Origin of the sequence: Phenylobacterium deserti (assembly GCF_003254705.1) — a bacterium.
Classification (GTDB): domain Bacteria; phylum Pseudomonadota; class Alphaproteobacteria; order Caulobacterales; family Caulobacteraceae; genus Phenylobacterium; species Phenylobacterium deserti.
This window is the reverse complement of record NZ_QFYR01000001.1, coordinates 1,300,038-1,326,037: the sequence shown is the minus strand read 5'-3', so window position 1 is coordinate 1,326,037 and position 26,000 is coordinate 1,300,038. Positions and strand designations below refer to the sequence as shown.

The following is a 26,000-nucleotide window of genomic DNA, read 5'->3' as shown; positions in this document are numbered from 1 at the left end:
GGTTATACTGGCCTTAACAACGATCCTGCATCCCCACTCAACTTGGGCGAGGGAAGACAGGATCAATGGTGGCGAGCCGACGTTCAGTGGATTGGCGGTCGTGAGCGCGGCGCACCTTGCAACCGCTCCGACGCCACGTCTCTGCACAGAGCCTGAAGAGCTCTACGGCTCCGCGGCCGGCGAGACCATCGGTCACCTGCTGCAGCCTTGGCTGGCCCGGCAGTCCGTCACGCCTTTCGAGCTGCTGCACCGCGCCGACCTGGCCATGCGCCTGGACGGAGCCGGGACCGACCTGCAACAGGCGCTGCAGAAGGTGGCGGTGCCCGCAGCCCTCGCGCGCGGCGACAGCGTACACGAGATCATACGGCAGCTGCAGCGGCTGACGGACCGCGCGCTCTCGCGTCTCACGCGGCATGCACGCGAAGCGCCGACGCCCGAGCTCACGGCGGCGGAGATCTCGGGATTGGCGCAGGACCTGCATGGGTCCGAGGACGACTCCTTGCGCCTTGGCTTCGTCATCGCCCGGCGCCTTGGCTCGGCTGACGGTTGGTCTGGCAAGCTGACCGTCCTGCTCGACATCGCCCAGGCCGCGCCTCACGGCACGCCCGCTCGGGACCTTCTACTCGGACTGCTGGAGCGGCCGTTGCGCGAGGTTCTGCGCCAGCCCGCCGCCTGGGGAGAACTGTTTGGCGGCGAGCTGTCGCTCGGCGCCGCCGTCGCCGTGGACCTAGCCCTGGCGGACCGCACGGTGTTCACCGCCCTCGCGCGAGTGCAGCCGTCGCTTGCGGCGAGCTGTCCGCCTCTTTCGCCGGTTCTAGAAAGGCTGGGCGAGGCCCTGCAGGCCGGCTTGTTCCCCAAGGCGCGCCAGGATCTCCATCGCCGCATGCTTGCGGCTTTCGCCGGACGCGGCCGGCTGCGTCCCGGCTCAGCCTTCGGCGAGATCGAGATGCTGCGGCTGCTGGGCGCGGCGCTAACGGCCGCCAGCGGACCGCTGATGCCCGAAGAGGATGTGCGTGAGGCGCTGGTCGCCCGCTCGTCCATCCTCCTTGAGCCTGCGTTCCTCGGCGCCTTGATCGGCCCGGCTCCGGACGCCTTCAACGAACTGGGTGCCCTCGCCCTGGTCCTCGAAACGGTGGCGGGCGACGCCAACCGCCGACGCGCGGTGCGCTTGCTGGACGACACCGTCGCGACCCGGCGGCTCCACCGCGCGGTATCGGAGACGCAGGGTCATGCCCGCGTGGCCAGTCTACGAGAGCGGATTGCGCGCGCCAGCGTCGGCGTCGGCGGCGCCGAGGCGCTCTTGGCCCGGCTGGACGAGTTCAACGCCAGCCGCTGAGCCCTAGGCTCCTACGGCCGCTTCCAACGTGGGCAGGGCGGGGCTGAGACGTCCACCCACCCGGATGGGCTCTACGCGCCTGGCGAGGCCCGTTGCGTCGTTCGTTTCGACAAACACGCCGCAGACCGTCGCCGGTCCTTCGGCGGGCTTGTAACGACCGCCGGAGATGCGGGTGGTGAACCGCCGCAGCGGCTCTTCCTTCTGGTTGCCGATCACGCTGTCGTAGTCGGCGCAAGCGCCTGCGTCGGTTTGATACGCGGTGCCGCCGGGGAGGATCTGGCAGTCCGCAGTCGGGACATGGGTATGGGTGCCCACCACCAGGCTCGCTCGCCCATCGCAGAAGTGGCCCATGGCCATCTTCTCGGACGTGGCTTCCGCGTGGATGTCGACCACCACGGCGTCGGCCACCACGCCCAACGGAGCGGATTCGAGCTCGCGATCGACGGCCGCAAACGGGTCGTCCAGCGCGTCCATATGCACGCGACCCAAGGCGTTGATCACGAGGATCCGGCGTCCGTTCTGAGTTTCGAACAGCTGGGCGCCGCGCCCGGGCGCCTCGGCAAAGGGCGAATAGTTGGCTGGTCGGATCAGCCGCGGCTCACGCACGATGTAGGTGAGGGCTTCTTTTTGATCCCAGGAGTGGTTGCCCAGGGTCAGGCAGTCGGCGCCCGCGTCGAACAGCTCGCGCGCCGTGGCCTCCGTGATGCCGAAGCCGGCGGCGGCGTTCTCCGCGTTGATGATCACGAACTCGAGACCGAGGCGGCGACGGATGTGCGGCAGGTGCTCGGCCAGCCCCTCTCGGCCCGCACGACCGACCACATCCCCGAAGAAAGCGAAACGCATGGGGCTCCTTAGCCGACCTCGATGTAGTCCGTCTCGGTCAGGATGGCGTTGAGCCGCTCGTCGTGGGGTTCGGCGGGCAGTTCCTCCAGTTCCTGGCCCGAAAAGGCGAGGCCCAGAACGAAAACAGGCTGAAGCGCCCGAAGGTTCGCGATGGTGCGGTCATAGTGGCCCGCGCCCTGCCCAAGCCGGTTGCCCCGCCGGTCGAACGCAAGCAGCGGTGCGATGATCAGCTCGGGCTGGACCGCGCCAGCCCAGAGCGGCGGCGCTGGTATGTCGAAAGCATCCGGCTCCAGCCCCTCTCGCGGATCCCAAAGGCGGAACTCCAGCGGCTCCTCGCGGCTGGCGGCGACAGGCAGGGCCGGCACGGCGCCGTTTTCGGCCAGGCGGCGCATCAGCGGTCGGGGGTCGATCTCGGAGCCAAGCGGGTGATAGCCGCTGAACGTCTGGAAGATGGGGAGCCGATCGAGCGGGATGCGCGCGGCGGCAAGCTTGGCGGCGTCCGGCTGCTCGGCGGCCAACTGGCGCCGCCTCGCCCGCATCTGCGCCCGTAGCGCGGTCTTGTCTGTGATCTCGCTCACGCGGCCCTCATAGCGCAAAGCGCGCCGGAAGGATGCGTGGGGAAGAAGGTGGCGGCGCCGCGAAAACCGTGAAGGACTGTTTCATCCCCTCGACCTGGTTACACCAGGTGGGCGCCGTGTGCTCAAGACCACGGCCCTGAGCAGGGACAGCTCCCTATGAGAGAATTAAGGTCGCTGGGATATGTCGCCTTCGACGTGAGCCGCAGCACGACCCGCCGGTTCGGTAACGTAGTGGGCCGGCTCGCGGTTCTCAAGGACGCAAGCGGCCGGCTCGTCACTCCACTTCGTCGGCCAGTTTCTCGATCCGCTTCGCGGCGCTTTCCAGTGCCGTCGCGGCCCGCGTCTCGATCCGGGCGCGATCGGATTGATGTCTGGCCAGCTCCGCCTGAAGCGCCGACATGCGCATCTTCATGTCTGACAGCTCGTCGGCGAGCAGCAGGGCGCCCATCAGAAACAGGCGGGTCTCACCCAGCTGCCCCATCTCCTGGCTGACCTGTCGAACCTGCCGGTCGAACAGGCGGGCCAGGTCGACGAGGTGCTGTTCCTGTCCATCCTCGCAGCCGACCACATATGGGCGGCCGTTCACGTCCAGAGTCACTTGCGCCATGGCCTTAGGTCTCCGGCGATTGCACGGGGGGCGCGGCGCCGTTCAGCGCCGCACGAATTTCGAGAATGGCGCGGCCCAGCGCCGCAGACGCTTCCGCGCCGGCCTCTTCCAGAGCCTTTTCGCGAGCACGCGACTTCTCCAGCTCGGCGGCCAGGGAATGGCCGCCATTGTCGAACAGCCCGCCGCCGCTTACCGACGCAGGCCGCTCCGCCAGACGCTCTTCCAGCAGGGTCACCGCCCGCTCCAGCCGTTTGGCGGCCGTCTCGAGGGCGCTTTCGCCCGCGGCTTCACGGATCATACCTACTCCGTCCCGACTACTGTGGCCGTTAATCTATAGCCCTGCGACAGGTTCCTCCAGACCATGGCGGTTCCTTGACCGTGCGCCGTCCACATGCGAGGGGCGCGCCACCCATTCGTTAAGACTCAGGATTCCGATGCCGGCGCCCCTTCAGACCATGGCCGACGCTATCCGCGTACTGTCGATGGACGCGGTCGAACAGGCCAACTCCGGTCACCCCGGCATGCCCATGGGCATGGCCGACGTCGCCACGGTGCTCTGGACCAAGTTCCTGAAGTACGACGCGTCCAAGCCGGATTGGGCGGACCGCGACCGCTTCGTACTCTCGGCCGGCCACGGCTCGATGCTGCTCTACAGCCTGCTGCATCTGTCCGGCGTGAAGGCGGTCAGCCTCGACCAACTGAAGAACTTTCGCCAGATCGGCTCCCTGACGCCGGGTCACCCCGAGGTCTTCCACACGCCGGGCGTTGAGACGACCACCGGGCCGCTGGGCCAGGGCATCGCCACCTCCGTCGGCATGGCCATCGCCGAGCGCCACCTGGCCACTCGCTTCGGCTCGGAACTCGTCGACCACCGCACCTGGGTGCTGGCCGGCGACGGCTGCCTGATGGAAGGCGTCAGCCACGAGGCGATCAGCCTCGCCGGCCGCCTGAAGCTCTCCAAGCTGACCGTCCTGTGGGACGACAACGACATCACCATCGACGGTCACGTGGCCATCTCGGACGCCACCGACCAGCTCGCCCGCTTCAAGGCGGCTGGGTGGGCGGTGAAGCGCATCGACGGCCACGACTACGGCCAGATCCGCAAGGCGCTCGCCTGGGCGACCAAGCAGGATCGTCCGACCCTGATCGCCTGCAAGACGGTGATCGGCAAGGGCTCGCCCACTTTCCAGGGCACCCACGACGTCCATGGCAAGGCGCTGGGCAAGGCGGAAGTCGCTCTGACCCGCGAGAACCTCGGCTGGCCGCACGAGCAGTGGATCCTGCCGGAAGAGGTCACGAAAGCCTGGAAATCCGCGGGTCGCCGCGGCGCCCGCACCCGCAAGGACTGGGAAGCCAAGCTCGTGTCTTCGGGCAAGAAGGCCGACTTCGACCGCGCGATTGCGGGCGAGCTGCCGGCCCACGCCTTCGACGCGCTGGACGCCTTCATCGCAGACGCCGAAGCCAAGGCTCCGGCCGCCGCCACCCGCCAGCATTCCGGCGCGGTGCTGGAGCGGATCTTCGGTTCGATCCCCGAGATGATCGGCGGCTCGGCCGACCTCACCGGCTCCAACAACACCTTCGTCAAGAACACGCCGATCCTGGATGCGCCCGACTACGCCGGTCGCTACGTGAACTACGGCGTGCGCGAGCACGGCATGGCCGCGGCCATGAACGGCATGGCGCTGCATGGCGGCGTCATCCCTTACGGCGGCACCTTCTTGGTCTTCACCGACTACAGCCGCCCGGCGATCCGCCTGGCCGCCCTGATGGGCGTGCGGGTGATCCACGTCGGGACCCATGACTCCATCGGCCTCGGCGAAGACGGTCCGACCCACCAGCCGGTGGAGCACCTGGCCGCCCTGCGCTGCATGCCGAACCTCAATGTCTATCGCCCGGCCGATGCGGTTGAGACCGCCGAGTGCTGGAAGCTCGCGCTTGGTACGGCCCGCACGCCGTCCGTCATGGCCCTGTCCCGCCAGAAGACCGCCGCGGTGCGCACCACCACGGCCGGTGAGAACCTGTCAGCCAAAGGCGCCTACCAACTGGCTGCCGCCGGTCATCCGGCTCAGGTGACCATCTTCGCCAGCGGCACCGAGGTGCCCGTCGCGCTCAAGGCTCGCGAGACCCTGGAGGCGCAAGGCATCGGCGCCCGCGTCGTGTCCGTTCCGTGCTTCGAGCTCTTCGAGCAGCAGCCGGCTGACTACCAAGCTCAGGTTATCGGCGAGACAGAAGTCCGCGTGGCCGTGGAAGCTGGCGTGCGCATGGGTTGGGACCGCTTTATCGGTTCAGACGGCGTGTTCGTCGGCATGAACAGCTTTGGCGCCAGCGGCCCGTACGAGAAACTGTACGAGCAGTTCGGCATCACCGCCGAGGCGGTCGCTGACGCAGCCAAGCGCAAGCTGGCCTGACGCCATGCGCCTCGGCACGCCGCTCTCGCCCACCGCCCTCAAGGTCATGCTTCTGGGCTCGGGCGAGCTCGGCAAGGAGGTCGCCATCGAGCTGCAGCGGCTCGGCTGCGAGGTGATCGCCGTCGACCGGTACGCTGACGCGCCGGCCATGCAGGTAGCTCACCGCGGCCACGTCATCGCCATGACCGATGGGGCCGCCCTGCGCGCCCTTGTCGAGGCCGAACGCCCGCACCTGATCGTTCCCGAGATCGAGGCGATCGCCACCGACGAACTGGTGAAGATCGAGGCCGAGGGCTTGGCCACGGTGATCCCCACCGCCCGCGCCGCTCAGCTGACCATGAACCGCGAGGGCATCCGCCGGCTGGCAGCCGAGGAACTGGGCCTGCCAACCAGCCCCTACGCCTTCGCCTCGTCCGAGGAAGAGCTCGCCGAGGGCGCCGTCAAGATCACGGGCTTCCCCTGCTTCGTGAAACCGGTGATGAGCTCCTCCGGCAAGGGCCAGTCCTTTGTCGAGAGCCCTGATCAAATCGCAGCGGCCTGGCGGTACGCTCTCGAGGGCGGCCGCGTCGAGCAGCCCCGCGTCATCGTCGAAGGCCGCGTGGATTTCGACTTCGAGATCACCCTGCTCACCGTCCGCGCCCGGGCGCTGGACGGCGACGTCATGACCCTGTTCTGCGAGCCGATCGGCCACCGGCAGGTGAAGGGCGACTACGTGGAAAGCTGGCAGCCGCAGGGCATGAGCCCGGCCGCTCACAAAAAGGCCCGCGACATCGCCCGCGCGGTGACGGAGTCCCTCGGCGGTTTCGGCTTGTTTGGCGTCGAGCTGTTCGTGAAGGGTTCCGACGTCTGGTTCTCGGAGGTCAGTCCCCGGCCTCACGACACCGGCCTCGTCACCCTGGTCAGCCAGATGCAGAGCGAGTTCGCCCTGCACGCCCGCGCCATCCTGGGCCTGCCCGTCGACGTGCGCCTGCGCGAGCCGGGCGCCAGCGCGGTGATCTACGGCGGCATGGAAGCCAAAGGCATCGCCTTCGAAGGCGTGGCCGAGGCGCTCAGCGTGCCCGGCGCGGACCTGCGCCTGTTCGGCAAGCCCGAAGCCTACGAGCGCCGACGCATGGGGGTCGCCTTGGCCCGTGGCGGCGCCGTCGATGAAGCTCGCGAGCGGGCGCGCGAAGCTGCCGGTAAGGTCAAGCCTGTCCGCGGCTGATGCTTCGGCTCTGCGCCGACGGCACGTCTGAGCGGCCTAGTAGCTCCACTGAAGTTGCGTGCGGATCAGGTCACCTTCCGCACGCCCAACACGGCGCTCGTCGGGTTCCCGGCGCTTCATGCGCGCGTAGGCGGTGGTCAGCTCCAGCGACTCCATGAAGTGCCACTCGAAGCCGAGCTCGAACTCGTCCGTCTCGAGCCGGGGCGCGTTGGTGCTGGCCTTCCACCCGCCGCGATACCGCTGCCAACGGGCATAGGGGATCACACGGCCGACGGCCGTCTCACCCATGTCGTACATCAGCTGAACGTAGCCACCGCCTAGCGACTGCTCGCGAATTGTCCGTGTGGTTTCGTCGAACTCGGGCCCACGACCGCCGGACCACTCGGCTTGGATGCCGAACGGTTGTGGGTAGAGGATCGCGTGGAGACCGACGCGGTTGTCGTCGTAGTCGACAGCGCTCACCCCGCCGGCGCGGATCTCGGGCCGGAACTTGTTGAGCATGGCGGACCCACCAAGCTCCAGAACCTGCCCCTCGAACATGGGGCCAAGGCCATCCAGCTCGAACGGCCAGGTCGCCATGGCCACCGTCATCAGGCTGTTGTTCCGCTCCGTACGGTTGGTGCCCTGCCCGTTGTAGACGCCGACGCCGAAGGCTCCGTAGTTGCCAAACAGCTTCTGGTCGTTCTCCTTCAGCCGGTCCCAGATCGCCTGAACGCGGGTCGGGGTATAGTAGGCGACCACCCCGATATCACGCTCGCCGGGAACGCCGCTGTTGATCGCGTCCGAGCGATCAAGCGTGAGGCGGTTGGAAGACGACTGCAGGTTCTCCCAGCCGAAAGGGACTTTCGACTGCCCGAAGCGTATGCGGACCGTGCGGTCACGCGTCGGAAAAACATCGACGTAGGCGTCGCGCAGCTGACCGAAGTTCTCGCGCCGCTCCGTACCCGACTGGTTGTTCACCGCAGCCCCGAAGTCGTGCTGGAGGTACAGTGAGACGCGATCGGTGACGTCTCCCTCCAGAACCAGACGCACACGACGAAGCGAGAACCCGCCACTCTCATTAATCGAGGCGTCGTGAACGGACCGCAGGCGCGACAGACCATCAGGGGCCGTATCGTCTCCGCTCAAGAACCCGTTGTAGCGAAGCTGCGTATAGCCACGGAGCCGGAGGCGTTCGTACCAGGCCTTTGACGGCTCCTCTTCGGACTCCGCAACTGGAGCAGCGGCAGCCTGCGCTGATTGCGCAAGGCTTGCGACGGTCGCAGGTTTCGTTTCTGCCGGCGGCGCGGTCGGCGCGGGGGCCGCACTCGAGGCGGCCGCCTGTGAACGCATCTGGTTCAGCTGAGATTGCAGCAATTGCACCTGCGCCTGCAGGGCGTCGATCTGCGCTTGCACCGCGTCAACGTTCGCCTGGGGCGCTGCGGCCTGTGCCGATGCGGCCCCTGCTATGGAGGACGCGGCCAGCGCCAGAGCCATCGGCGCAAGCAGTCGTGAGACAGGTGGAGTTGCACTTCCCATCGTGACCTCTCTTCTCCTCGGAGCCGGCGGCTCCGGGGCGTCTACGCGAAGTGCTCGGCGGGGGATAGGCCGCTGTTTCACAGATCGCGGAAATGCGAACTCTTAGGCCGCATTCGGACGAATGGCCCAGCTTGAGAAGCACCCATCCAGCGCAGGGCGGCTGATCGGCCTCGTCGGAACAAGCGTCAGTTTTGGGGATTGTAGATGATGCCGGACGCGCCGGGGCGGCGCGCCCGTCACGCTGCATTGCGGAAAAACTCACCGGCCAAGGGTTGACTCACAGCCCCCCGGACGAAAGATCGCCGCGCCAAAATAACGCAGCCATTTCGCCGCGCCCTTAGGAGGTTTCCCATGCCCGTTCGCGTCGCCATCAACGGTTTCGGTCGCATCGGCCGTCTGGTCCTGCGCTCGATCGTCGAACATGCGCGCACGGACATCGAAGTGGTCGCCATCAACGACCTGGGCCCGGTGGAGACCAACGCGCACCTGCTACGCTACGACAGCGTGCATGGCCGCTTCCCGGCCACGGTCACGGTCGACGGCGACACGATCGACGTGGGCCGCGGGAAGATCAAGGTGACGGCCGTCCGCAACCCGGCCGAGCTGCCGCACAAGGACCTCGGCGTCGACATCGCGCTCGAGTGCACCGGCATCTTCACCTCCAAGGAGAAGGCGAGCGCCCACCTCGAGGCCGGCGCCAAGCGCGTCATCATCTCGGCCCCCGGCGACGGCGTCGACAAGACCATCGTCTACGGCGTCAACCACGACAGCCTGACCGCCGACGACCTGATCATCTCCAACGCCTCGTGCACCACCAACTGCCTGGCCCCGGTGGCCAAGGTGCTGCAGGACCTGTGCGGGATCGAGCGTGGCTACATGACCACGATCCACTCCTACACCGGTGACCAGCCGACCCTGGACACCATGCACAAGGACCTCTACCGCGCCCGCGCCGCGGCGATGTCGATGATCCCGACCTCCACCGGCGCCGCCAAGGCCCTGGGCCTGGTGATCCCGGAGCTGACCGGCAAGCTGGACGGCTCCTCGATCCGGGTGCCCACCCCGAACGTCTCGGTGGTCGACCTGAAGTTCGTGCCGGGCCGCACCATCACCAAGGAAGAGATCAACGCGGCCATCGAAGCGGCCGCCGCCTCCGGTCCGCTGAAGGGCATCCTGGGCGTGACCAAGGAGCCGCTGGTCTCCTCCGACTTCAACCACATCGCCTACTCGTCCACCGTGGCCCTGCCGCAGACCCAGGTGATCGAAGGCCAGCTCGGCCGCGTGCTCTCCTGGTACGACAACGAGTGGGGCTTCTCGACCCGCATGAGCGACACCGCCGTCGCTCTGGCGAAGTTCCTCTAAGACAAACAAGGGGCCCGAAAGGGCCCCTTCCGCTTTCAAGACGCAGGATCAGGTTCAAGACCGCCCATGGCTTTCAAGACGCTCGACGACGCAGATCTCTCCGGCAAGCGCGCCCTGGTGCGTGTGGACTTCAACGTGCCCATGGCCGATGGCAAGGTCACGGACAACACCCGGCTGCGGGCGGCCCTGCCGACCATCGAGAAGCTGCGCAGCGGCGGCGCCAAGGTGATCCTGCTGGCCCACTTCGATCGTCCCAAGGGCCGGCGCGTCCCGGAGATGAGCCTGAAGCCGGTCGTGGCGCCGCTCGCGGATCTGCTCGGCGCGCCGGTCGCCTTCGCCGACAACTGCGTGGGCGCGGAGGCCAAGACGGTCATCGACGCGATGCAGCCGGGCGACGTTCTTCTGCTGGAGAATGTCCGCTACCACGCCGGCGAAGAGAAGAACGATCCCGAGTTCGCCCGCCAGCTGGCGGAAAACGGGGACCTCTACGTCAACGACGCCTTCTCGGCGGCGCACCGGGCGCACGGCTCGACTGAAGGCATCGCCAAGATCCTTCCCGCCTACGCGGGCGAGCAGATGCGGCGCGAACTCGAGGCGCTGGATGCGGCGCTTGGAACGCCCAAGCGGCCCGTTCTGGGCATCGTCGGCGGGTCCAAGGTTTCCACCAAGCTCGACCTGCTGAACAACCTCGTGGGCAAGCTCGATCGCCTCGCCATCGGCGGCGGCATGGCCAACACCTTCCTGGCCGCGCAAGGCATCGATGTGGGCGCTTCGCTGTGCGAGCATGACCTGGCCGACACCGCTCGCCAGATCCTGGAGACCGCCAAGGCCTCCAATTGTGAAATTCTCCTGCCGATTGACGTAGTTACCGCCGAAAAGGTGGAACCAGGCGCAAGCTCGGCCGTTAGGGAACTGGACGCGATCGGCCCCGCCGACCGCATCCTCGATGCTGGACCGAAAACTCTGGCCAGGCTTATCGAGGCCATGGACGCCTCGGCCACTCTGGTCTGGAACGGCCCGCTCGGGGTCTTCGAGGTGCCGCCTTTCGACAAGGCGACCGTCGAAGCCGCTCGTCACGCGGCTGACAACGTTATCAGCGGCAAACTCGTGGCTGTGGCTGGTGGGGGTGATACGGTAGCGGCCCTGAACGCGGCCGGCGTGACGAAGGATTTCTCCTTTGTGTCCACCGCCGGAGGCGCGTTCCTCGAGTGGATGGAGGGCAAGGAGCTGCCCGGAGTGGCGGCCCTCTCCTCCTGATAAAACAAATCTAGGGGACTGCAGGCCGATGGCCCGGATCACACTTCGACAGCTGCTCGATCACGCGGCGGAGCAGGGCTATGCCCTGCCGGCGTTCAACATCAACAACATGGAACAGGGTCTGGCGATCCTCGAGGCGGCGAACGAAGTCGACGCTCCGGTGATCATCCAGGCCAGCCGCGGGGCCCGGTCGTATGCCAACGACCTGATCCTCAAGCACCTGATCGATGGGCTGGTGGAGCTTTATCCGCACATCCCGATCTGCATGCACCAGGACCACGGCAACTCCGAAGCCACCTGCGCCACCGCGCTGCAGTACGGCTTCACCTCCGTGATGATGGACGGCTCGCTGGAAGCCGACGCCAAGACCCCAGCCACCTACGAGTACAACGTCGAGGTCACCCGCAAGGTGACCGAGATGGCCCACTGGGTGGGCGCCTCAGTGGAAGGCGAGCTCGGCGTGCTCGGCTCGCTTGAGACCGGCATGGGCGAGGCCGAGGACGGCCACGGCTTCGAAGGCGTGCTCTCCCACGACGAGTTGCTGACGGACCCGGACCAGGCTGTGGAGTTCGTGAAGGCCACCCAGGTCGACGCCCTCGCCGTCGCGATGGGCACCAGCCACGGCGCCTACAAGTTCAGCCGCAAGCCGGACGGCGACGTCCTGGCCATGCACGTGATCGAGGCGATCCACCAACGCCTGCCGAACACCCACTTGGTGATGCACGGCTCCTCCTCGGTGCCCGAGGACCTGCAGGAGATCATCAACAAGTACGGCGGCGAAATGCCCCCGACGTGGGGCGTGCCGGTCGAGGAGATCCAACGCGGCATCAAGCACGGCGTGCGCAAGATCAACATCGACACTGACAACCGGATGGCCATCACCGGCGCGATCCGGAAGGTGCTCGCCGAAAAGCCGGGCGAGTTCGATCCGCGCAGCTATCTGAAGCCCGCTAAGGAAGCCATGCGCGCCCTGTGCCGCCAGCGCTTCGAAGAGTTCGGTGCAGCCGGTTGGGCCAGCAAGATCAAGCCGCTGCCGATGTCGGCGATGGCCAAGCGCTACGCCTCCGGCGAGCTGGCGCCGCAGATCGGCATCACCCGCCAGGCGGCGGAATAGCCGAGACGATCAAAGGGCCGCTCCGGAGGGGCGGCCCTTTCCCTTTCGGGAACCTGCCCTGGCCTGCGCCACTTCTGCGAGCATGGGCCGACACCTTCTCATCCTGGGCCTGACGTTCAGCGGACTGGCGGGCTGCGCCTTGTTCTCCGGCTGGGCGTTCTTCGCCACCACCGAGCGTAGCGAAGTTGGGGCCCGCAGCCTGGGCCCGATCTGGCCCTACCTGCTTGGCGGCCTGGCGCTCGCCGCCGTGCTCGCCGGTGTCCTGATGTGGTTGGCCTTCTACTCCGCGCGCCACGGCTACGATGAGCGGGTGGAGCCGGACGGCCCCACGGATCACTTCGAAGGCGACGGCTTCAGTGGATGGTCGGACGCTCGTGGTTCTTCCGCCAGAGCTCCTCGGTGAGCACGTTGGCGAAGCCGATCCAACCGGCATAGGGCGCAACCAGGCCGGCCGCCGGTCCATCCACCTTCTTGGCGCGCCAAATGTAAGCTCCGGCGGCGCCCAAGGTCGTCACCGCGGTGGCGAGCTGCGCCGACAGGCGCTTGGGCCCGAGCGCCATCCACAGCGCGTTCAGCCCCTGCACGGCCGCCCACAGGGACAGGGCCTGTGTGCGCGCCGCGCTCTTCGGCGCATTCCAGATCCGCAAGCCTGACACGATCAGCGTCAGGAACAGCGGCGGCCAGACCCAGGCGAACACAGGCGCCGGCGGCTTGAACCCCGGTTGATCGAGGTCTTCGTAATCCGAATAGGTCTCTGGATTGTCCTTGGTCGGTGCGTTGGCCCGAGCAATCAGCGCCGAGGCCAGCACCGCCCCCGCCGTGAGCCCGACGCCGACCGCCAGATGGCGCGTCGAGCGACCACGACTGTTGGCGAGGCTGTCCACCGCCCCGCGAACCTTGAATTGCATTCGGGCCTCCCGCGTCACCTGCGGGAGAATTCAAAGCGCCCCGGCTTGGTTCCGGCCCAGCTTAGTAGCCGCCGGTCCCGTGCGGGATCTCGCCCATGGCGCTTTGCAGGTAGTTCTGCTCGCCCAGGCTCCGCAGCAGCGACAACTGGGTTTCCAGGAAGTCGATGTGCTCTTCGGTGTCCGTGAGGATCTCACGCAGGATCTCGCGCGAGGCGTAGTCGTGCGCCTGCTCGCACAGCTGGATGCCCTCGATCTGGGTCACCCGGCCGCCCACTTCCACCGCGAGGTCGGCCTGCAGGCACTCGCCGACCGTTTCGCCGATCTTCAGCTTGTGCAGGTCCTGCAGGTTCGGCAGGCCGTCCAGGAACAGGATCCGGCGGATCAGCTTGTCGGCGTGCTTCATCTCGCCGATGGACTCGTCGTAGGTGATCTTGCCGAGCTTGGCGAAGCCCCAGTTCTCGTACATCCGCGCATGCAGATAGTACTGGTTGATCGCGGTCAGCTCGTTGGTCAGCACCGCGTTCAGGATGCGGATGATAGCCTTGTCGCCTTGCACTGTACGAGTCTCCCGAAGCTCTCGCGCGGAAACTCAGGCGCGGAGCGCCCAGTGTCAAAGCCTATGTTTGCAAGTGATTTGCGGTCGCTGAAATAACCGCGTTCGGCGTGCTATTCGGCGGCGAAACGCAGGGTTTCGCGCTCTTCCTGCAGGATCTCACGCATCTCGCCGACGCAGCGGGCGCACTGGGCGGTGCAGTCGCAGGACTTGAAGATTTCCGCCGGACGGCTCGCGCCGGCCGCGATAGCGGCGCGCACCTGACGCTCACGGATGCCGTTGCAATTGCACACGTACATGGGGCCTTGGGGCTCCTGCTCTTCAAGAGAAGGGCTACCAAGATGCGAACGCGTTTGCAACTCATTCTCAACTCCGTATCGCTACGGAGGCGCGCGACGCCTCGTCGCGGTCCATGATGGCTCGTCAGGAGTTCTGGTTTAGAAGACGCGGAAGGCGCGCCCATGGGCGGCCGGCGGACGGGGCGGTTCGATGGACTTTGATGCACTTCTGCTGTCGCGCATCCAGTTCGCCTTCGTGGTGTCGTTCCACATCCTCTTCCCGGCCTTCACCATCGGCCTGGCGAGCTACCTCTGGATGCTGGAGCTGCAATGGTTGCGCACCAAGCAGCCCGTCTACATCCAGCTCTTCCGCTTTTGGGTGAAGCTGTTCGCCGTCTCGTTCGGCCTTGGCGTCGTGTCCGGCATCATCATGAGCTACCAGTTCGGCACGAACTGGAGCCGCCTGTCCTATCTCGCGGGCCCGGTGATCGGCCCATTGATGCAGTATGAGGTGCTGACCGCCTTCTTCATGGAAGCGGCCTTCCTCGGCATCATGCTGTTCGGCTGGAACAAGGTGGGGCCGAAGCTGCACTTCCTGGCCACCAGCATGGTGGCCCTGGGCACGGTGCTCTCCACGTTCTGGATCATATCCACCAACAGCTGGATGCAGACGCCTCAGGGCTTCACCATGGAGGGCGACCGGTTCGTGCCCGTGGACTGGTGGGCCATCGTCTTCAACCCGTCCTTCCCCAACCGCCTGCTGCACATGGTGCTGGCGGCCTATTTGACCACCTGCTTCGTGGTCGCGGGGGTCTCGGCCTGGCACCTCTGGAAGGGCAAGGCGCCGGAAGCGGCGCGAAAAGCCTTCTCCATGGCCATGTGGTTCGCCGCCATCGTCACGCCGCTGCAGATCGCAGCCGGCGACCTCCAGGGCCTGGCGGTTCTGGACCAGCAGCCGACCAAACTCGCCGCCATCGAAGGACACTGGGAGACGCGCCGCGGGGCGCCGCTGATCCTGTTCGCCGTGCCCAATGAGTCCGAGGAGCGGAACGACTTTGAGATCGCTGTGCCGAAGCTCGGCAGCATCATCCTGACCCACGATCCCAACGGCGAGATCCGGGGCTTGAAGGAGTGGCCGCGCGATCGCCGACCGCCGGTGAAGATCCCGTTCTATTCGTTCCGCATTATGGTGGGCATCGGCTTCGCTATGCTGTTCATCGCTTTGGCCGGGCTGTTCCTGCGCTGGCGAAAGCGGCTCTACGACAGCCGCTGGTTCCTGCTCCTCTGCATGGCCATGACGCCGAGCGGCTTCATCGCCGTGCTCACCGGCTGGTTCACGGCGGAGGTGGGACGACAGCCGTGGGTGGTCTACGGGTACCTGCGCACCGCCGACGCGGTCTCGCCCGTGCCGGCCGCCAGCGTCGCCGCCTCTCTCGCGACTTTTATGGTGGTCTACTTGGCCATCTTCAGCGCGGGCACCTTCTACATGCTCCGACTGATCGCGGCTGGCCCGGACACCAAGTTGCGCATGGACGACGCGATCTCGCCGGCCGCCGACCGCCACGACAAGCGCGCCAAGCGGCCGCTCTCCGTCCCCGACGAAAGCCCCGATCCCTCGGAGCCGACATCATGAGCTTCGACGTCACCACCATCTGGGCGGGTGTGATCGCCTTCGTGATCTTCATGTACGTCCTGCTGGACGGCTTCGACCTTGGGCTCGGCATGCTCTTCCCCTTCATGAAGGACGAGCGCGAGCGCGACATCGCGATGAACTCGGTGGCGCCGATCTGGGACTTCAATGAGACTTGGCTGGTGCTCGGGGCCGCTGGCCTGTTCGGCGCATTTCCCATGGCCTACGCCGCCCTGTTGCCGGCCTTCTACCTGCCCATTCTCGTGATGCTGATCGCCCTCGTCTTCCGGGGCGTGGCCTTCGAGTTTCGGTTCAAGGTGCACGCGCACAAGGGGCTGTGGAGCAAGGCCTTCTTCTTCGGCTCCCTGTTCGCCACCTTCACCCAGGGCGTCGTGCTCGGCGCCTTTGTGCAGGGCGTGCCGGTGCGCGACGGCCAATACACCGGCGGGGCCTTCGACTGGCTCTCCCCCTTCAGCTTGCTGACGGGAGTGGCCCTGGTGGCAGGGTATGGCCTGCTGGGTGCCACCTGGCTCGTGGCCAAATCCACAGGCGATCTTCACGACTGGGCTCAACGCACGGCCATACGCCTGCTCTTCGCCGTCATCCTGTTCATGGGGCTGGTAAGCGCCGCTGTCCCGCTGCTCGACACTGACATCGCCCAGCGCTGGTTCGCCTGGCCTAACATCCTCTACTTGTCGCCGATACCGTTGCTGGTGGCTGCGGTCGGCTTCGAGCTCTGGCGCTCGCTGCAGCACGCCTCCGGCCGGGTCATCCGCCCCTTCCTTCTGGCCATGACCCTGTTCCTGCTAGGCTTTCTGGGTCTTGCGATCAGCCTGTGGCCCAACCTGATCCCGCCGGACATCAGCATCTACGAGGCCGCCGCGCCGCGCTCCAGCCAGGTGTTCCTGTTGGTGGGCATGCTCGCGCTGCTGCCCGTGCTGCTGGGCTATGTCGCCTACACCTACTGGGTCTTCCGCGGAAAGATCGGCGACGACGTGGGCTACGACCATTGAACCAGCGCCTGCGCCGCCTGCTGTGGTTCGTCGGCCTGTACCTGGCGAGCCTCCTGACCTTCGGCGCGGCCGTCTACCTGTTCCGCGCCTTGATCCACCGCGGCTGATCCCGCTTCTCTCCTGAGCCGCCCGTGTCGTAAGAGCGAGCATGGCCGACCTGCTTTGCCGTCTCTACCTCATCACCCCGCCGCGCCTGGATGACCTCGCGGGCTTCGGCCACGCGCTGGCGCAAGCGCTGGACGCCGGCGACGTCGCCGCCCTGCAGATCCGACTGAAGGACCAGCCGGACAACGTGATCGCCGCCGCTGTGGACGCGCTGACGCCCATCGCCGCTGCACGCGGCGTGGCGGTCATCCTGAACGATCGGCCGGACCTGGCCGCGCGCTTGGGATGCGACGGCGTTCACATCGGCCAGTCCGACGCCAGCTACGCCGAGGCGCGGCGCATCGCGGGGCGCGACGCCATGATCGGAGTGACCTGCCACGACAGCCGTCACCTGGCGATGGAAGCGGCCGAAGCCGGCGCGGACTACGTGGCCTTCGGCGCCTTCTTCCCCACCACCACCAAGGAAGCGCCGACCCGTGCGGAGCCGGAGATCCTGACCATCTGGCAGGAGACCATGGAGGTCCCCTGCGTCGCCATCGGCGGGATCACAGTCGAAACGGCGCGCGGTCTGGCAAAGGCGGGCGCCGACTTCCTGGCCGTCAGCGCAGGCGTCTGGTCCTTCGGCCAAGGGCCCGCGGCCGCCGTAAAGGCGCTGAACGCCGAGATCGCCGCCGGCCTCGCCGAACGCGGCTGATCCGCCCGTTCTTGCTTTGGAAAGGCGCCGCCACTAGGTTCCGCGCCCTCTACCCTCCCAGAAAGCCCGTCTGCCCGTGATCTCTCAATCGGCCCTGCTCAAGGTCATGTCCGACGCCGCCCGCAAGGCGGCCCGCGGCCTCAACCGCGATTTCGGCGAACTCACCGAACTGCAGGTCTCGCGCAAAGGCGCGGCCGACTACGTCTCGGCCGCGGACATCAAGGCCGAGCAGGTGATCTTCGAAGCCCTCACTAAAGCCCGTCCAGGGTACGGCTTCCTGGGCGAAGAGCGCGGCATGGTGGAGGGCAGCGACAAGACCCACACCTGGATCGTCGACCCGATCGACGGGACCACGAACTTCCTGCACGCCATCCCGCACTTCGCGATCAACATCGCCCTTGAGCGCGAAGGCGCCATCGTCGCCGCGGTGACCTACAACCCGATCACCAACGACCTGTTCTGGGCCGAGAAGGGCAAGGGGACCTACGTCAACGACAAGCGGCTGCGCGTCGCCGCCCGCAAGCACCTGGACGAAAGCCTGCTCGCCACCGGCATCCCCTACCTGGGTCATGGCCAGCACGGGCGGTTCCTGAAGGAGCTGCACCAGATCAGCCAGCGCGTCTCGGGCGTGCGGCGGATGGGGTCGGCGGCCCTGGACCTCGCCTGGGTCGCGGCCGGCCGTTACGACGGCTATTGGGAGCGGGACCTGAAGCCCTGGGACATCGCGGCAGGCTTGCTGCTGGTCACCGAGGCTGGTGGCAAGGTCACCGACGCCGACGGCGGCCAGGACATGCTCAAGACCGGGACGATCGTGGCGGCCAACCTCGACCTGCATCCGCAGCTGATCGAGAAGCTCCAGGCCGCTCAGTAGGCTTCGGCGGCGGCCTTAGGCCGCCTGCCCGAACTGCAGGGCCGCCAGACGCGAATAGAGGCCGCCGCGCGCCACGAGCTCGGCGTGAGAGCCCTGCTCCACCACCCGCCCCTCATCCAGCACCACGATGCGGTCTGCCTTGAGCACCGTCGCCAGCCGGTGGGCGATCACCAGGGTGGTACGGCCTTCCATGGCCTCGTCCAGAGCGCGCTGCACAAGCCGCTCGTTCTCCGCGTCCAGGGCGCTGGTCGCCTCGTCCAGCAGCAGGATGGGTGATCGCCGGATAAGGGCGCGCGCGATAGCCAGCCGCTGACGCTGACCGCCCGACAGGCTGCGCGCCCGCTCTCCGACAGCGGTCTCCAGGCCTTGCGGCAGGGCGTCCAGGAACGGCTCGGCCTGGGCGGCGCGCAGCGCGGCGCGCACCTCGTCGTCCGTGGCCTCCTCGCGTCCAAACCGGATGTTGTCGCTGGCCGAACCGGAGAACAGGGCCGAGTCCTGGGCGACCAGGGCCATCCGCGACCGCACCTGCGCCGGATCCGCATCGCGCACATCAACGCCGTCCAGAAGCACGCGCCCGCCCTGCGGGTCGTAGAAGCGCAGCAGAAGGCGCAGCACGGTGCTCTTGCCCGCGCCTGAGGGTCCCACGAGCGCCACGCGCTCCCCAGGCCTCACCTGCAGCGAGAAGCCGTTCAGCGCCGGCAGCTCTGGCCGGCCAGGATAGGCGAAGGTGACGTTCTCAATGGCGATCTCACCCCGTGCAGGCTCTGGCAACGCGACGGGGCTCGCCGGCGCAGCCACGCCGGGACGCGCGTCCAGCAGCTCGCCGATCCGCTCCATGGCGCCCGAGGCCTTCTGCACGTCTCCCCACGTCTCGCCCAACGCCCCGACCGAGCCCGCCGCCATCACAGACAGGAAGGCGAACTGGAACAGCGCACCCCAGCTCATCGCGCCGCTGATGGCCGAATGGACGCCAAGCCAGAAGATGCCCACCACCCCGCCGAACACCAGCACGATCACCAGCGCCGTCATCACCGCCCGCGCGCTCATCCGGCGCAGGGAGATGCGGAACGCCGCCTCCACTGCCTCGCCGAAACGGCCAGCGGCGGAGCGCTCACGGCCGAACGCCTGAACCGTTTCCAGCGCGTCCAGGCTTTCGCCGGCGTAGCCCACGGCGGCTGCGAACTGGTCCTGGGTCGAGGCCGTCAGCTGGCGCACCTTGCGGCCAAACAGGAATAGCGGAACCAGCACCGCTGGGATCAGCAGCAGCACCAAGCCCGTTAGGTGCGGGCTGACGATCATCATCAGGATCACTGCGCCGATCAGGGTCAGCAGATTGCGGACCGCCACCGAGATGGAGCTCGCGACCAGGTTCTCGACGATCTGGATGTCGGTCGTCAGGCGCGACAGCACCTCCCCCGTGCGGGTCTTCAGGAAGTAGATTGGGTCCAGCGTCAGGATGTGGGCGTAGGTGGCCTTGCGCAGGTCGGCCACGACCCGCTCGCCCAGCTTGGTGATGAAGAAGTAGCGGCCGGCGGTGGCGAGCCCCAGGCCCAGCGCGACGGCGCCGATCAGCAGGAACCAGCGGTCCACCGCACCCGCGGCCACCGCCCCTTGCTGGGCGCGCGTCAGATTGTCCACAAGCAGGCGAACCGCGCCCGACAGGCCCAGGGTCGCGCTGGTCGAGCCCACCAGAAACACGGCCGACAGCAGGGCGTCGCCCCAGTGGGCGAGTATAAACGGCTTCAGGCGGCGAAGAGCGCCGACATTGCGGCTCTTCTCTCGCCGATCCGCGGCTTCCGAGAGGTTGTTCGCCAAGGATTGGCCGGCGCTTGGCCGTCCATGGACCGAGGCTTCGGAACCGGAAGACTCGGCCGCCGACTCACTCATTACGCGTCACACCTTGCATCTCGGGCGGGCTTTCCTGTATACGCCCGGCTTCCTTGAAGGCCGCCCTCACCGGCGGCCGTTCAATTTCGACCGCTCTTTACGCCAGGCGCACGCGCGATGAAACAAGAAGGCCACCCCGACTACCACTTCATCACTGTGGTGATGACGGACGGGACCACCTACCAAACGCGTTCCACCTACGGGAAGGAAGGCGCCACGCTGAACCTGGACATCGACCCGAAGACCCACCCCGCGTGGACCGGCGGCGCCCAGCAGCTGCTCGACCGCGGCGGCCGCGTGTCGCGCTTCAACGCTAAGTTCGGCGCGTTCACCCGCAAGTAGGCGGCTTGCCCTGGCTCTCGCCGGGGCATCCCTTACGGGCATCAAAAAACGCCGCGGAGGCTGGTCCTCCGCGGCGTTTTTGCTGCTCGACTTCGGCGGGATGACGCTGCGCGCCATCCGAACCGGACCTCGCCATTAGGTCCCGAAGGCGCTCTTCAGACGGTCGAGCTGCGACAGGACCGGATGCGGCGCGACATCCTCGGCGGCTTCCACGTACATGCGGCGATCCAGGTGTCGGACGCGCTCGTAGAGCCGGCGCGAGCGGTCCAGCAGGATCAGCAGGCCGGCCGGAAGGTCGTCGGACGGTTCTTCCTCGCCGCCGCGGCAGACCTCTTCAGCGGCCAGCCGGTAGCGGTCCTCGCAGGCCGAGTCCGGCGCCATGTCGCCTTCCCGTACGGCGCGCTGCACCAGAAGCCAGGAGGCGACCTGCATCAGCCGCGTCGTCAGGCGCATGCTTTCGGACGCGTAGGCCAGCGCCGCGTTGCGCGACAGCAGCTTGGATTCCTGCCGTCCCGCGCCGTCCAAGTAGGCGGCGGTCTCCTCGACCAGCTCCATGCCTTCCTGGAAGGTGCGCTCAAACAGCTCCGAGCGGGCGAAGTCCTGGATCACGTCCGCACGCCAGGGCAGCACGGTGTTTGCGTCGTTCATGTCTGTCCCAGAGGTCCTGTCACAGAGTCCTGCAGCAGAACCCTCATCTGAATTCGAGCGGCTTTGTGCAACCGCCGTGCCACGCCTGATACCAGAAGCCGCTCCTACGCGGACCGCGACGAAAAGAGCGCCTCGGCCGCCGCCCGGCCCGCCTGCTTGCGCTCAATCTGCGCCTGCACCCGGGCGATCTCGCCTTGCAGCAGCTCGATCCGCTCCTGGAGTTCGGCCACCCCATAGAGGTCCAGATCTTCCCGGAGCGCCTCGGCCAGGCGCTGACCCCGACCCACGCGAACTTCAGCCACTTCGTCCATGACGTTTTGCGAGCTCCCTGTTGCGGCCCCCGCTCGGGCGCTAATCAACCGCTCCAGGGCCGGTTGCGCAAGCACGCGGGAGTCACAGCATGACCGAAAACGACAGTTCCATGATGACGGGGATCGCCGTGGAAGGCGGCAAGGGACCCGCGTCAGCCCTCACACCCGTCCGGCTGCCGCGGCCGGCGCCCGCGCCTGGACAGGTGCTGATCCGGGTGGAAGCGGCCGGTGTGAACCGTCCTGACATCGTGCAGCGGTTGGGCGCTTATCCTCCGCCGCCCGGCGCGCCGGAGACGCTGGGATTGGAAGTGGCGGGCGAGATCGTCGAGGCGGCTGGCCGCTGGCAAGTGGGCCAGCGGGTCTGCGCTCTGCTTGGCGGCGGCGGCTATGCCCAGTACGCTGTCGCCGACGCCCGGCATTGCCTGCCCATCCCGGCCGGCCTGGACATGGTGCAGGCTGCCGCCTTGCCCGAGACGGTGTTCACTGTGTTGGCGAACGTGTTCGAGCACGGCGCGCTGAAGGCCGGCGAGACCCTGCTGGTGCACGGCGCAACCTCCGGCATCGGTGTCACCGCTATACAGATGGCCAAGGCCGCCGGCGCCAAGGTGATCGCCACCGCCCGAGGCGCCGACAAGGCCGCCGCGGCCCTGCGCCTGGGCGCCGATGTCGCGGTGGACGCGACCGCCGAAGACTTCGCCCAGGGGACGCGCCGGGAGGGCGGCGCCGACGTGGTGCTCGACATGGTCGGCGGCGACTACTTCGCCAAGGATCTGGAGGCGGTGCGCACGGGCGGCCGCATCGTCTTCATCGCCGCGCAGGCCGGCGGCGAAGTCGCCCTGCCGATCTTCAAGCTCATGCAGAAGCGCGTCGTAGTGACCGGCTCCACCCTCCGCCCGCGCTCGGCCGACGAGAAAGCGCGGTTGGCGGGCGAGGTGGAGCGCGTGGTCTGGCCGTGGATCGCTGAGGGCAAGGTGCGCCCATTGGTGGACCGCACCTTTGCTCTGACGGAGGCCGCGGCGGCCCATGCCTACCTCGAAGGCGGCTCCCACATCGGCAAGGTCGTGCTGACCTGCTCGTAGAGTCTCAGCCGCCCGCGAACGGGTAGGGCGTGATCGCTTTGGTGAAGTCGTCCACCATCAGCGTCCGACTGATGGGCTCGGCGGCGCGCTGGGGACAGGCGGGGCGCTCGCAGATCCGGCAGGCTGGCCCGATGCCGGTGGCGGTTGGATCGCGCAGCTCGAGCCCCCGGGCGTAGATCAGCCGCTCGGCGTACTTCAGCTCGCACCCCATGCCGATGGCCAGGTCGCTGTCCTCGCTCACATAGGGCGCGGCGATGCGTGCGACGGTGCGGGAGAAGGTGAAATACCGCGCCCCGTCCGGCGTCTCGATGATCTGGGTGATGATCCGGCCAGGCGTGCGGAAGCTCGAGTGGATGTTCCAACGGGGACAGGCGCCGCCAAAGCGCGAGAACGGGAAGCTGGAACCGGCGAACCGCTTCGAGATGTTCCCCGCCGAGTCCGTACGCACCATGAAGAAGGGCACGCCACGCGCACCTGGCCGATTGAGCGTCGTGAGCCTGTGGCAGGCCTGTTCGAACGAGACGCCGAAGCGCGTGCGGATCAGCTCCACGTCATAGGCCGTCCGCTCCGCCGCCTCCTGGAACGCGCCGTAGGGCATCAGCAGGGCGGCGGCCAGGTAGTTGGCCAGGCTGACCTTCAAAAGGTTTCGCGTCGGGCGGTCGGGCGTGCCTGCGCGATCGGTGAGCAATTCCAGCAGGTCGCGGTGCTCGGTCAGCGCCAGCTGATAGGCGACTGAAAACGCGCGCCCCTCGGCGGTGAGCAGCTCGGACAGGAACAGCCGCTTGCGGTGATGATCGAACCGCCGGACGCTTTCCGGCAGCACTTCCACCGGCACAACCTTGACCTGGACGCCCCAGCGCTGAGCCAGCCGCGCACGGCCGGCCACGGCGAACTCGTGCGGTTCGGCCTCCAGCTCGGCGGACAGGCGCTCGGCCGCCTCTTCGAGCTCGCTGAAGTGGTTCTTGTGTCCCTGAATGAAGTCGCGGACCCAGTCTGACGGCGTGACCACCGGCTGGACGAGGGCGCCCTCCTCCGGCCGGCCGATCGCGCCCAGGTCGGTCAGGCGCCGCTGGTCGAGATAGGCGCGGTAGAGGCGCACCACCGCCTCCGAGACGCCGGGCGCGAGATCGGCCAGTTCCGAGATTTCGTGTCGTGCGATGCCAAGGTCTCGGAACAGCTGGTCGGAGAAGACTTCGCCCAGGTCCGTGGCGCCTGCCGATTCCGCATCCGTCGACAGCGTCTTCAGATCGACGTCGTAGGCCTCGGCCAGCCTGAGCAGCACCTGGGCGGTGACCGGCCGCTGGTTGCGCTCCAGCAGGTTCAGGTAGCTTGGCGAAACGCCCAGGTCCTCGGCCATTCGGGTTTGAGTCAGGCCCAGGTCGCGGCGCAGGCGCTTCAGGCGAGCGCCAAGGAACAGCTTGCGATCGGCGGTCAACGAAGCCATGCCGTCAAGTTGTCATAGCTTTACACCTTTTACAATGTGCGCCTGTGACAGCATGGCCTTTTGCCAACACGGCACGGCTATCTCACCAGCAAAATCAAGCGTTAGAGGATCCGACAGGCTGTCAAACGGATGGCCGACAGAACTTCTGCGAGAGGCCCATGTCTTATCAGGACCACATCATCGAGATGAGCCAGCTCGTCCGGAGCAAGGACGGCAAGTGGGATGGCGTGAGCGCCGAAGCCGTGGCTCGCATGCGCCTGCAGAACCGCTTCAAGACCGGCCTCGAGATCGCCCGCTACACTGCCGACATCATGCGAAAGGACATGGCGGCCTATGACGCAGATCCCGCCGCCTACACCCAGTCCCTGGGCTGCTGGCACGGCTTCATCGGCCAGCAGAAGCTGATCTCCATCAAGAAACACTTCGGCACGACCAAAGGGAAATACCTCTACCTGTCCGGCTGGATGGTCGCGGCGCTGCGCTCGGAGTTCGGCCCGCTGCCGGACCAGTCGATGCACGAGAAGACCTCCGTCCCCGCGCTGATCGAGGAGCTCTACACCTTCCTGCGGCAGGCGGACGCCCGCGAGCTCGGCCTGATGTTCCGCGACCTCGAGGCGGCCCGGAAGGCCGGCGACGCGGCGCGCGAAGACGCCCTGGTCGAAGCGATCGACAACTACGAGACCCATGTGGTCCCCATCATCGCCGACATCGACGCGGGCTTCGGCAACGCCGAGGCGACCTACCTGCTGGCCAAGAAGATGATCGAGGCGGGCGCCTGCGCCATCCAGATCGAGAACCAGGTCTCGGACGAGAAGCAGTGCGGCCACCAGGACGGCAAGGTCACGGTCCCGCACGAGGATTTCCTCCAGAAGATCCGCGCCATCCGCTACGCCTTTCTGGAGCTCGGCGTGGACAACGGGATCATCGTCGCGCGCACCGACAGCCTGGGCGCCGGGCTCACCAAGCAGATCGCCGTCAGTCTTGAAGCCGGTGACCTTGGCGACCAGTACAATAGCTTCCTCGACTGCGAGGAGGTCGCCGCCTCCGACCTGAAGAACGGCGACGTTCTGATCAACCGCAACGGCAAGCTGCTGCGACCCAAGAGGCTGGCGTCGAACCTCTTCCAGTTCCGCACCGGCACGGGCGAGGACCGCTGCGTCCTCGACTGCATCACCGCCCTGGAGAACGGCGCCGACCTGCTGTGGATCGAGACCGAGAAGCCGCACATCGCGCAGATCGCCGGCATGATGGACCGGATCCGCGCGGTCTTCCCGAAGGCCAAGCTGGTCTACAACAACTCGCCCTCGTTCAACTGGACACTGAACTTCCGCCAGCAGGTCTATGACGCCTGGCAGGCCGCAGGACGGGACGTGTCCGCTTACGATCGAGCCAGGCTGATGAGCGTCGACTACGACACGACGGAGCTGGCCCGCGAGGCGGACGAGAAGATCCGCACCTTCCAGGCCGACGCCTCACGGCGCGCGGGGATCTTCCACCACCTCATCACCCTGCCGACCTACCACACGGCCGCCCTTTCCACGGACAACCTGGCCCGCGAGTACTTCGGCGCGCAGGGGATGCTCGGCTACGTCCTGGGCGTCCAGCGGCAGGAGATCCGCCAGGGCATCGCCTGCGTGAAGCACCAGAACATGTCGGGCTCCGACATCGGCGACGACCACAAGGAGTACTTCGCCGGGGAAGCGGCCCTGAAGGCCGGCGGCGTCCACAACACCATGAACCAGTTCGCCTGATCGGCGGGCCTGAAAGGAGCAGAGCGATGACCAAGGAACGCTACTGGATCGTTGGCGGCGAGTACGAGTGCACCGGCTTCAAGGCGCTCAAGGCCGGCCAGCCGGAGGTGATCGGCCCGTTTGAAGACCGCGAGGAAGCCCGCCTGGCCTGGCGGCGCAAGTCGGACGAGACGCGCAGCTGCGCCACCGCCCGCTATGCGATCGCCTCCGAACAGATCACCCTGCCGAACTGATCGGCTAGAACCTCGTCTAAGCTCCC

Annotated in this window: 28 protein-coding genes and 1 other RNA gene; 16 read left to right on the top strand and 13 right to left on the bottom strand. The window is 67.2% G+C overall.

Going from position 1 to position 26,000, the window contains the following annotated elements:
- Positions 1-100 precede the first annotated feature (100 nt).
- Positions 101-1,336, top strand: coding sequence for a hypothetical protein (locus tag DJ018_RS06630; protein WP_133254229.1), 1,236 nt, complete (start codon positions 101-103; stop codon positions 1,334-1,336).
- Positions 1,337-1,339: 3 nt separating this feature from the next.
- Here the strand turns inward: DJ018_RS06630 and DJ018_RS06625 are convergent, their stop codons facing one another.
- From DJ018_RS06625 to DJ018_RS06605, 5 genes are all read right to left on the bottom strand, one after another.
- Positions 1,340-2,179: a TIGR00282 family metallophosphoesterase gene (locus DJ018_RS06625; RefSeq protein WP_111514048.1), complete on the bottom strand. Its 840-nt coding sequence runs from the start codon at positions 2,177-2,179 to the stop codon at positions 1,340-1,342.
- Between the two features lie 8 nt (positions 2,180-2,187).
- Positions 2,188-2,757: a 5-formyltetrahydrofolate cyclo-ligase gene (locus DJ018_RS06620; protein ID WP_240609466.1), complete on the bottom strand. Its 570-nt coding sequence runs from the start codon at positions 2,755-2,757 to the stop codon at positions 2,188-2,190.
- A gap of 50 nt (positions 2,758-2,807) precedes the next feature.
- A non-coding RNA gene (gene ssrS, locus DJ018_RS06615) (6S RNA) lies at positions 2,808-2,969 on the bottom strand.
- Between the two features lie 62 nt (positions 2,970-3,031).
- Positions 3,032-3,364: a cell division protein ZapA gene (locus tag DJ018_RS06610; RefSeq protein ID WP_111514047.1), complete on the bottom strand. Its 333-nt coding sequence runs from the start codon at positions 3,362-3,364 to the stop codon at positions 3,032-3,034.
- A 4-nt stretch (positions 3,365-3,368) separates the two neighbouring features.
- On the bottom strand, positions 3,369-3,662 hold the full coding sequence (locus DJ018_RS06605; RefSeq protein WP_111514046.1) for a DUF4164 family protein: 294 nt from the start codon (positions 3,660-3,662) through the stop codon (positions 3,369-3,371).
- 136 nt (positions 3,663-3,798) lie between these two features.
- On the opposite strand from DJ018_RS06605, the gene tkt reads away from it, so the two are divergent.
- On the top strand, positions 3,799-5,772 hold the full coding sequence (tkt, locus tag DJ018_RS06600; RefSeq protein WP_111514045.1) for a transketolase: 1,974 nt from the start codon (positions 3,799-3,801) through the stop codon (positions 5,770-5,772).
- A gap of 4 nt (positions 5,773-5,776) precedes the next feature.
- Positions 5,777-6,976 (top strand): formate-dependent phosphoribosylglycinamide formyltransferase, encoded by a 1,200-nt coding sequence (gene purT, locus DJ018_RS06595; RefSeq protein ID WP_111514044.1) that lies wholly within the window; start codon positions 5,777-5,779, stop codon positions 6,974-6,976.
- 36 nt (positions 6,977-7,012) lie between these two features.
- Here purT and DJ018_RS06590 read toward each other — a convergent pair whose 3' ends face one another.
- Positions 7,013-8,308, bottom strand: coding sequence for a porin (locus DJ018_RS06590; RefSeq protein WP_276309818.1), 1,296 nt, complete (start codon positions 8,306-8,308; stop codon positions 7,013-7,015).
- 537 nt (positions 8,309-8,845) lie between these two features.
- Between DJ018_RS06590 and gap the strand changes: the two genes are divergently transcribed.
- The 4 genes from gap to DJ018_RS06570 all read left to right on the top strand — a co-directional run bounded on the left by gap (position 8,846) and on the right by DJ018_RS06570 (position 12,630).
- Positions 8,846-9,856: a type I glyceraldehyde-3-phosphate dehydrogenase gene (gene gap / locus DJ018_RS06585; RefSeq protein WP_111514042.1), complete on the top strand. Its 1,011-nt coding sequence runs from the start codon at positions 8,846-8,848 to the stop codon at positions 9,854-9,856.
- A gap of 66 nt (positions 9,857-9,922) precedes the next feature.
- Positions 9,923-11,113, top strand: coding sequence for a phosphoglycerate kinase (locus DJ018_RS06580; RefSeq protein ID WP_111514041.1), 1,191 nt, complete (start codon positions 9,923-9,925; stop codon positions 11,111-11,113).
- A 28-nt stretch (positions 11,114-11,141) separates the two neighbouring features.
- Positions 11,142-12,227, top strand: a complete 1,086-nt coding sequence (fba, locus tag DJ018_RS06575) for a class II fructose-bisphosphate aldolase (protein WP_111514040.1) — start codon at positions 11,142-11,144, stop codon at positions 12,225-12,227.
- An 82-nt stretch (positions 12,228-12,309) separates the two neighbouring features.
- Positions 12,310-12,630: a hypothetical protein gene (locus DJ018_RS06570; RefSeq protein WP_111514039.1), complete on the top strand. Its 321-nt coding sequence runs from the start codon at positions 12,310-12,312 to the stop codon at positions 12,628-12,630.
- Here DJ018_RS06570 and DJ018_RS06565 read toward each other — a convergent pair.
- From DJ018_RS06565 to DJ018_RS06555, 3 genes are all read right to left on the bottom strand, one after another.
- The gene (locus tag DJ018_RS06565) at positions 12,581-13,135 is read right to left on the bottom strand and encodes a TspO/MBR family protein (protein ID WP_111514038.1); all 555 of its coding nucleotides are present in this window, start codon (positions 13,133-13,135) and stop codon (positions 12,581-12,583) included. The two genes, DJ018_RS06570 and DJ018_RS06565, sit on opposite strands and share 50 nt — an antisense overlap.
- A gap of 61 nt (positions 13,136-13,196) precedes the next feature.
- The gene (gene bfr, locus DJ018_RS06560) at positions 13,197-13,691 is read right to left on the bottom strand and encodes a bacterioferritin (RefSeq protein ID WP_111514037.1); all 495 of its coding nucleotides are present in this window, start codon (positions 13,689-13,691) and stop codon (positions 13,197-13,199) included.
- 110 nt (positions 13,692-13,801) lie between these two features.
- Positions 13,802-13,987, bottom strand: coding sequence for a (2Fe-2S)-binding protein (locus DJ018_RS06555; protein ID WP_111514036.1), 186 nt, complete (start codon positions 13,985-13,987; stop codon positions 13,802-13,804).
- A gap of 190 nt (positions 13,988-14,177) precedes the next feature.
- Between DJ018_RS06555 and DJ018_RS06550 the strand changes: the two genes are divergently transcribed.
- From DJ018_RS06550 to DJ018_RS06530, 5 genes are all read left to right on the top strand, one after another.
- Positions 14,178-15,599, top strand: a complete 1,422-nt coding sequence (locus tag DJ018_RS06550; protein WP_111514035.1) for a cytochrome ubiquinol oxidase subunit I — start codon at positions 14,178-14,180, stop codon at positions 15,597-15,599.
- Positions 15,596-16,609: a cytochrome d ubiquinol oxidase subunit II gene (cydB, locus tag DJ018_RS06545; RefSeq protein ID WP_111514034.1), complete on the top strand. Its 1,014-nt coding sequence runs from the start codon at positions 15,596-15,598 to the stop codon at positions 16,607-16,609. Before DJ018_RS06550 ends, cydB begins: the two co-directional genes overlap by 4 nt.
- Positions 16,606-16,716, top strand: a complete 111-nt coding sequence (locus DJ018_RS19110; protein WP_165842807.1) for a DUF2474 family protein — start codon at positions 16,606-16,608, stop codon at positions 16,714-16,716. Before cydB ends, DJ018_RS19110 begins: the two co-directional genes overlap by 4 nt.
- Positions 16,717-16,757: 41 nt before the next feature.
- A complete protein-coding gene (thiE, locus tag DJ018_RS06535) occupies positions 16,758-17,408 on the top strand; it encodes a thiamine phosphate synthase (protein ID WP_111514032.1) in 651 nt (216 codons plus the stop codon).
- 76 nt (positions 17,409-17,484) lie between these two features.
- On the top strand, positions 17,485-18,279 hold the full coding sequence (locus DJ018_RS06530; protein WP_111514031.1) for an inositol monophosphatase family protein: 795 nt from the start codon (positions 17,485-17,487) through the stop codon (positions 18,277-18,279).
- A 15-nt stretch (positions 18,280-18,294) separates the two neighbouring features.
- Here DJ018_RS06530 and DJ018_RS06525 read toward each other — a convergent pair whose 3' ends face one another.
- Positions 18,295-20,166 carry an ABC transporter transmembrane domain-containing protein gene (locus DJ018_RS06525; RefSeq protein ID WP_111514030.1) on the bottom strand — a complete coding sequence of 624 codons (1,872 nt, stop codon included), beginning with the start codon at positions 20,164-20,166 and terminating at the stop codon, positions 18,295-18,297.
- A gap of 117 nt (positions 20,167-20,283) precedes the next feature.
- Here DJ018_RS06525 and rpmE point away from each other — a divergent pair, with 117 nt between their 5' ends.
- The gene (gene rpmE / locus DJ018_RS06520) at positions 20,284-20,508 is read left to right on the top strand and encodes a 50S ribosomal protein L31 (RefSeq protein ID WP_111514029.1); all 225 of its coding nucleotides are present in this window, start codon (positions 20,284-20,286) and stop codon (positions 20,506-20,508) included.
- Between the two features lie 135 nt (positions 20,509-20,643).
- Here the strand turns inward: rpmE and rcdA are convergent, their stop codons facing one another.
- Positions 20,644-21,156, bottom strand: a complete 513-nt coding sequence (gene rcdA / locus DJ018_RS06515; RefSeq protein WP_111514028.1) for a protease adaptor protein RcdA — start codon at positions 21,154-21,156, stop codon at positions 20,644-20,646.
- A gap of 104 nt (positions 21,157-21,260) precedes the next feature.
- A complete protein-coding gene (locus tag DJ018_RS06510) occupies positions 21,261-21,467 on the bottom strand; it encodes a DUF1192 domain-containing protein (RefSeq protein ID WP_111514027.1) in 207 nt (68 codons plus the stop codon).
- A gap of 89 nt (positions 21,468-21,556) precedes the next feature.
- Between DJ018_RS06510 and DJ018_RS06505 the strand changes: the two genes are divergently transcribed.
- Positions 21,557-22,546 (top strand): NAD(P)H-quinone oxidoreductase, encoded by a 990-nt coding sequence (locus DJ018_RS06505; protein ID WP_165842806.1) that lies wholly within the window; start codon positions 21,557-21,559, stop codon positions 22,544-22,546.
- 4 nt (positions 22,547-22,550) lie between these two features.
- Here the strand turns inward: DJ018_RS06505 and DJ018_RS06500 are convergent, their stop codons facing one another.
- Positions 22,551-23,990: a helix-turn-helix domain-containing protein gene (locus DJ018_RS06500; protein WP_111514026.1), complete on the bottom strand. Its 1,440-nt coding sequence runs from the start codon at positions 23,988-23,990 to the stop codon at positions 22,551-22,553.
- 158 nt (positions 23,991-24,148) lie between these two features.
- On the opposite strand from DJ018_RS06500, the gene DJ018_RS06495 reads away from it, so the two are divergent.
- Both DJ018_RS06495 and DJ018_RS06490 read left to right on the top strand, forming a co-directional pair.
- Positions 24,149-25,741 carry an isocitrate lyase gene (locus DJ018_RS06495; protein WP_111514025.1) on the top strand — a complete coding sequence of 531 codons (1,593 nt, stop codon included), beginning with the start codon at positions 24,149-24,151 and terminating at the stop codon, positions 25,739-25,741.
- Positions 25,742-25,767: 26 nt separating this feature from the next.
- Complete coding sequence (locus DJ018_RS06490; protein ID WP_111514024.1) at positions 25,768-25,974, top strand: DUF4170 domain-containing protein; 207 nt, start codon at positions 25,768-25,770, stop codon at positions 25,972-25,974.
- Positions 25,975-26,000: the final 26 nt, after the last annotated feature.

What these genes read in the sequence shown, in the direction of transcription:
- DJ018_RS06625 (WP_111514048.1), bottom strand. Translation starts at nt 2,179, where the DNA reads ATGCGTTTCGCTTTCTTCGGGGATGTGGTCGGTCGTGCGGGCCGAGAG.
- DJ018_RS06610 (WP_111514047.1), bottom strand. Translation starts at nt 3,364, where the DNA reads ATGGCGCAAGTGACTCTGGACGTGAACGGCCGCCCATATGTGGTCGGC.
- DJ018_RS06605 (WP_111514046.1), bottom strand. Translation starts at nt 3,662, where the DNA reads ATGATCCGTGAAGCCGCGGGCGAAAGCGCCCTCGAGACGGCCGCCAAA.
- tkt (WP_111514045.1), top strand. Translation starts at nt 3,799, where the DNA reads ATGCCGGCGCCCCTTCAGACCATGGCCGACGCTATCCGCGTACTGTCG.
- purT (WP_111514044.1), top strand. Translation starts at nt 5,777, where the DNA reads ATGCGCCTCGGCACGCCGCTCTCGCCCACCGCCCTCAAGGTCATGCTT.
- DJ018_RS06590 (WP_276309818.1), bottom strand. Translation starts at nt 8,308, where the DNA reads ATGCGTTCACAGGCGGCCGCCTCGAGTGCGGCCCCCGCGCCGACCGCG.
- gap (WP_111514042.1), top strand. Translation starts at nt 8,846, where the DNA reads ATGCCCGTTCGCGTCGCCATCAACGGTTTCGGTCGCATCGGCCGTCTG.
- DJ018_RS06580 (WP_111514041.1), top strand. Translation starts at nt 9,923, where the DNA reads ATGGCTTTCAAGACGCTCGACGACGCAGATCTCTCCGGCAAGCGCGCC.
- fba (WP_111514040.1), top strand. Translation starts at nt 11,142, where the DNA reads ATGGCCCGGATCACACTTCGACAGCTGCTCGATCACGCGGCGGAGCAG.
- DJ018_RS06570 (WP_111514039.1), top strand. Translation starts at nt 12,310, where the DNA reads ATGGGCCGACACCTTCTCATCCTGGGCCTGACGTTCAGCGGACTGGCG.
- DJ018_RS06565 (WP_111514038.1), bottom strand. Translation starts at nt 13,135, where the DNA reads ATGCAATTCAAGGTTCGCGGGGCGGTGGACAGCCTCGCCAACAGTCGT.
- DJ018_RS06555 (WP_111514036.1), bottom strand. Translation starts at nt 13,987, where the DNA reads ATGTACGTGTGCAATTGCAACGGCATCCGTGAGCGTCAGGTGCGCGCC.
- DJ018_RS06550 (WP_111514035.1), top strand. Translation starts at nt 14,178, where the DNA reads ATGGACTTTGATGCACTTCTGCTGTCGCGCATCCAGTTCGCCTTCGTG.
- cydB (WP_111514034.1), top strand. Translation starts at nt 15,596, where the DNA reads ATGAGCTTCGACGTCACCACCATCTGGGCGGGTGTGATCGCCTTCGTG.
- thiE (WP_111514032.1), top strand. Translation starts at nt 16,758, where the DNA reads ATGGCCGACCTGCTTTGCCGTCTCTACCTCATCACCCCGCCGCGCCTG.
- DJ018_RS06525 (WP_111514030.1), bottom strand. Translation starts at nt 20,166, where the DNA reads ATGAGTGAGTCGGCGGCCGAGTCTTCCGGTTCCGAAGCCTCGGTCCAT.
- rpmE (WP_111514029.1), top strand. Translation starts at nt 20,284, where the DNA reads ATGAAACAAGAAGGCCACCCCGACTACCACTTCATCACTGTGGTGATG.
- rcdA (WP_111514028.1), bottom strand. Translation starts at nt 21,156, where the DNA reads ATGAACGACGCAAACACCGTGCTGCCCTGGCGTGCGGACGTGATCCAG.
- DJ018_RS06510 (WP_111514027.1), bottom strand. Translation starts at nt 21,467, where the DNA reads ATGGACGAAGTGGCTGAAGTTCGCGTGGGTCGGGGTCAGCGCCTGGCC.
- DJ018_RS06505 (WP_165842806.1), top strand. Translation starts at nt 21,557, where the DNA reads ATGACCGAAAACGACAGTTCCATGATGACGGGGATCGCCGTGGAAGGC.
- DJ018_RS06500 (WP_111514026.1), bottom strand. Translation starts at nt 23,990, where the DNA reads ATGGCTTCGTTGACCGCCGATCGCAAGCTGTTCCTTGGCGCTCGCCTG.
- DJ018_RS06495 (WP_111514025.1), top strand. Translation starts at nt 24,149, where the DNA reads ATGTCTTATCAGGACCACATCATCGAGATGAGCCAGCTCGTCCGGAGC.
- DJ018_RS06490 (WP_111514024.1), top strand. Translation starts at nt 25,768, where the DNA reads ATGACCAAGGAACGCTACTGGATCGTTGGCGGCGAGTACGAGTGCACC.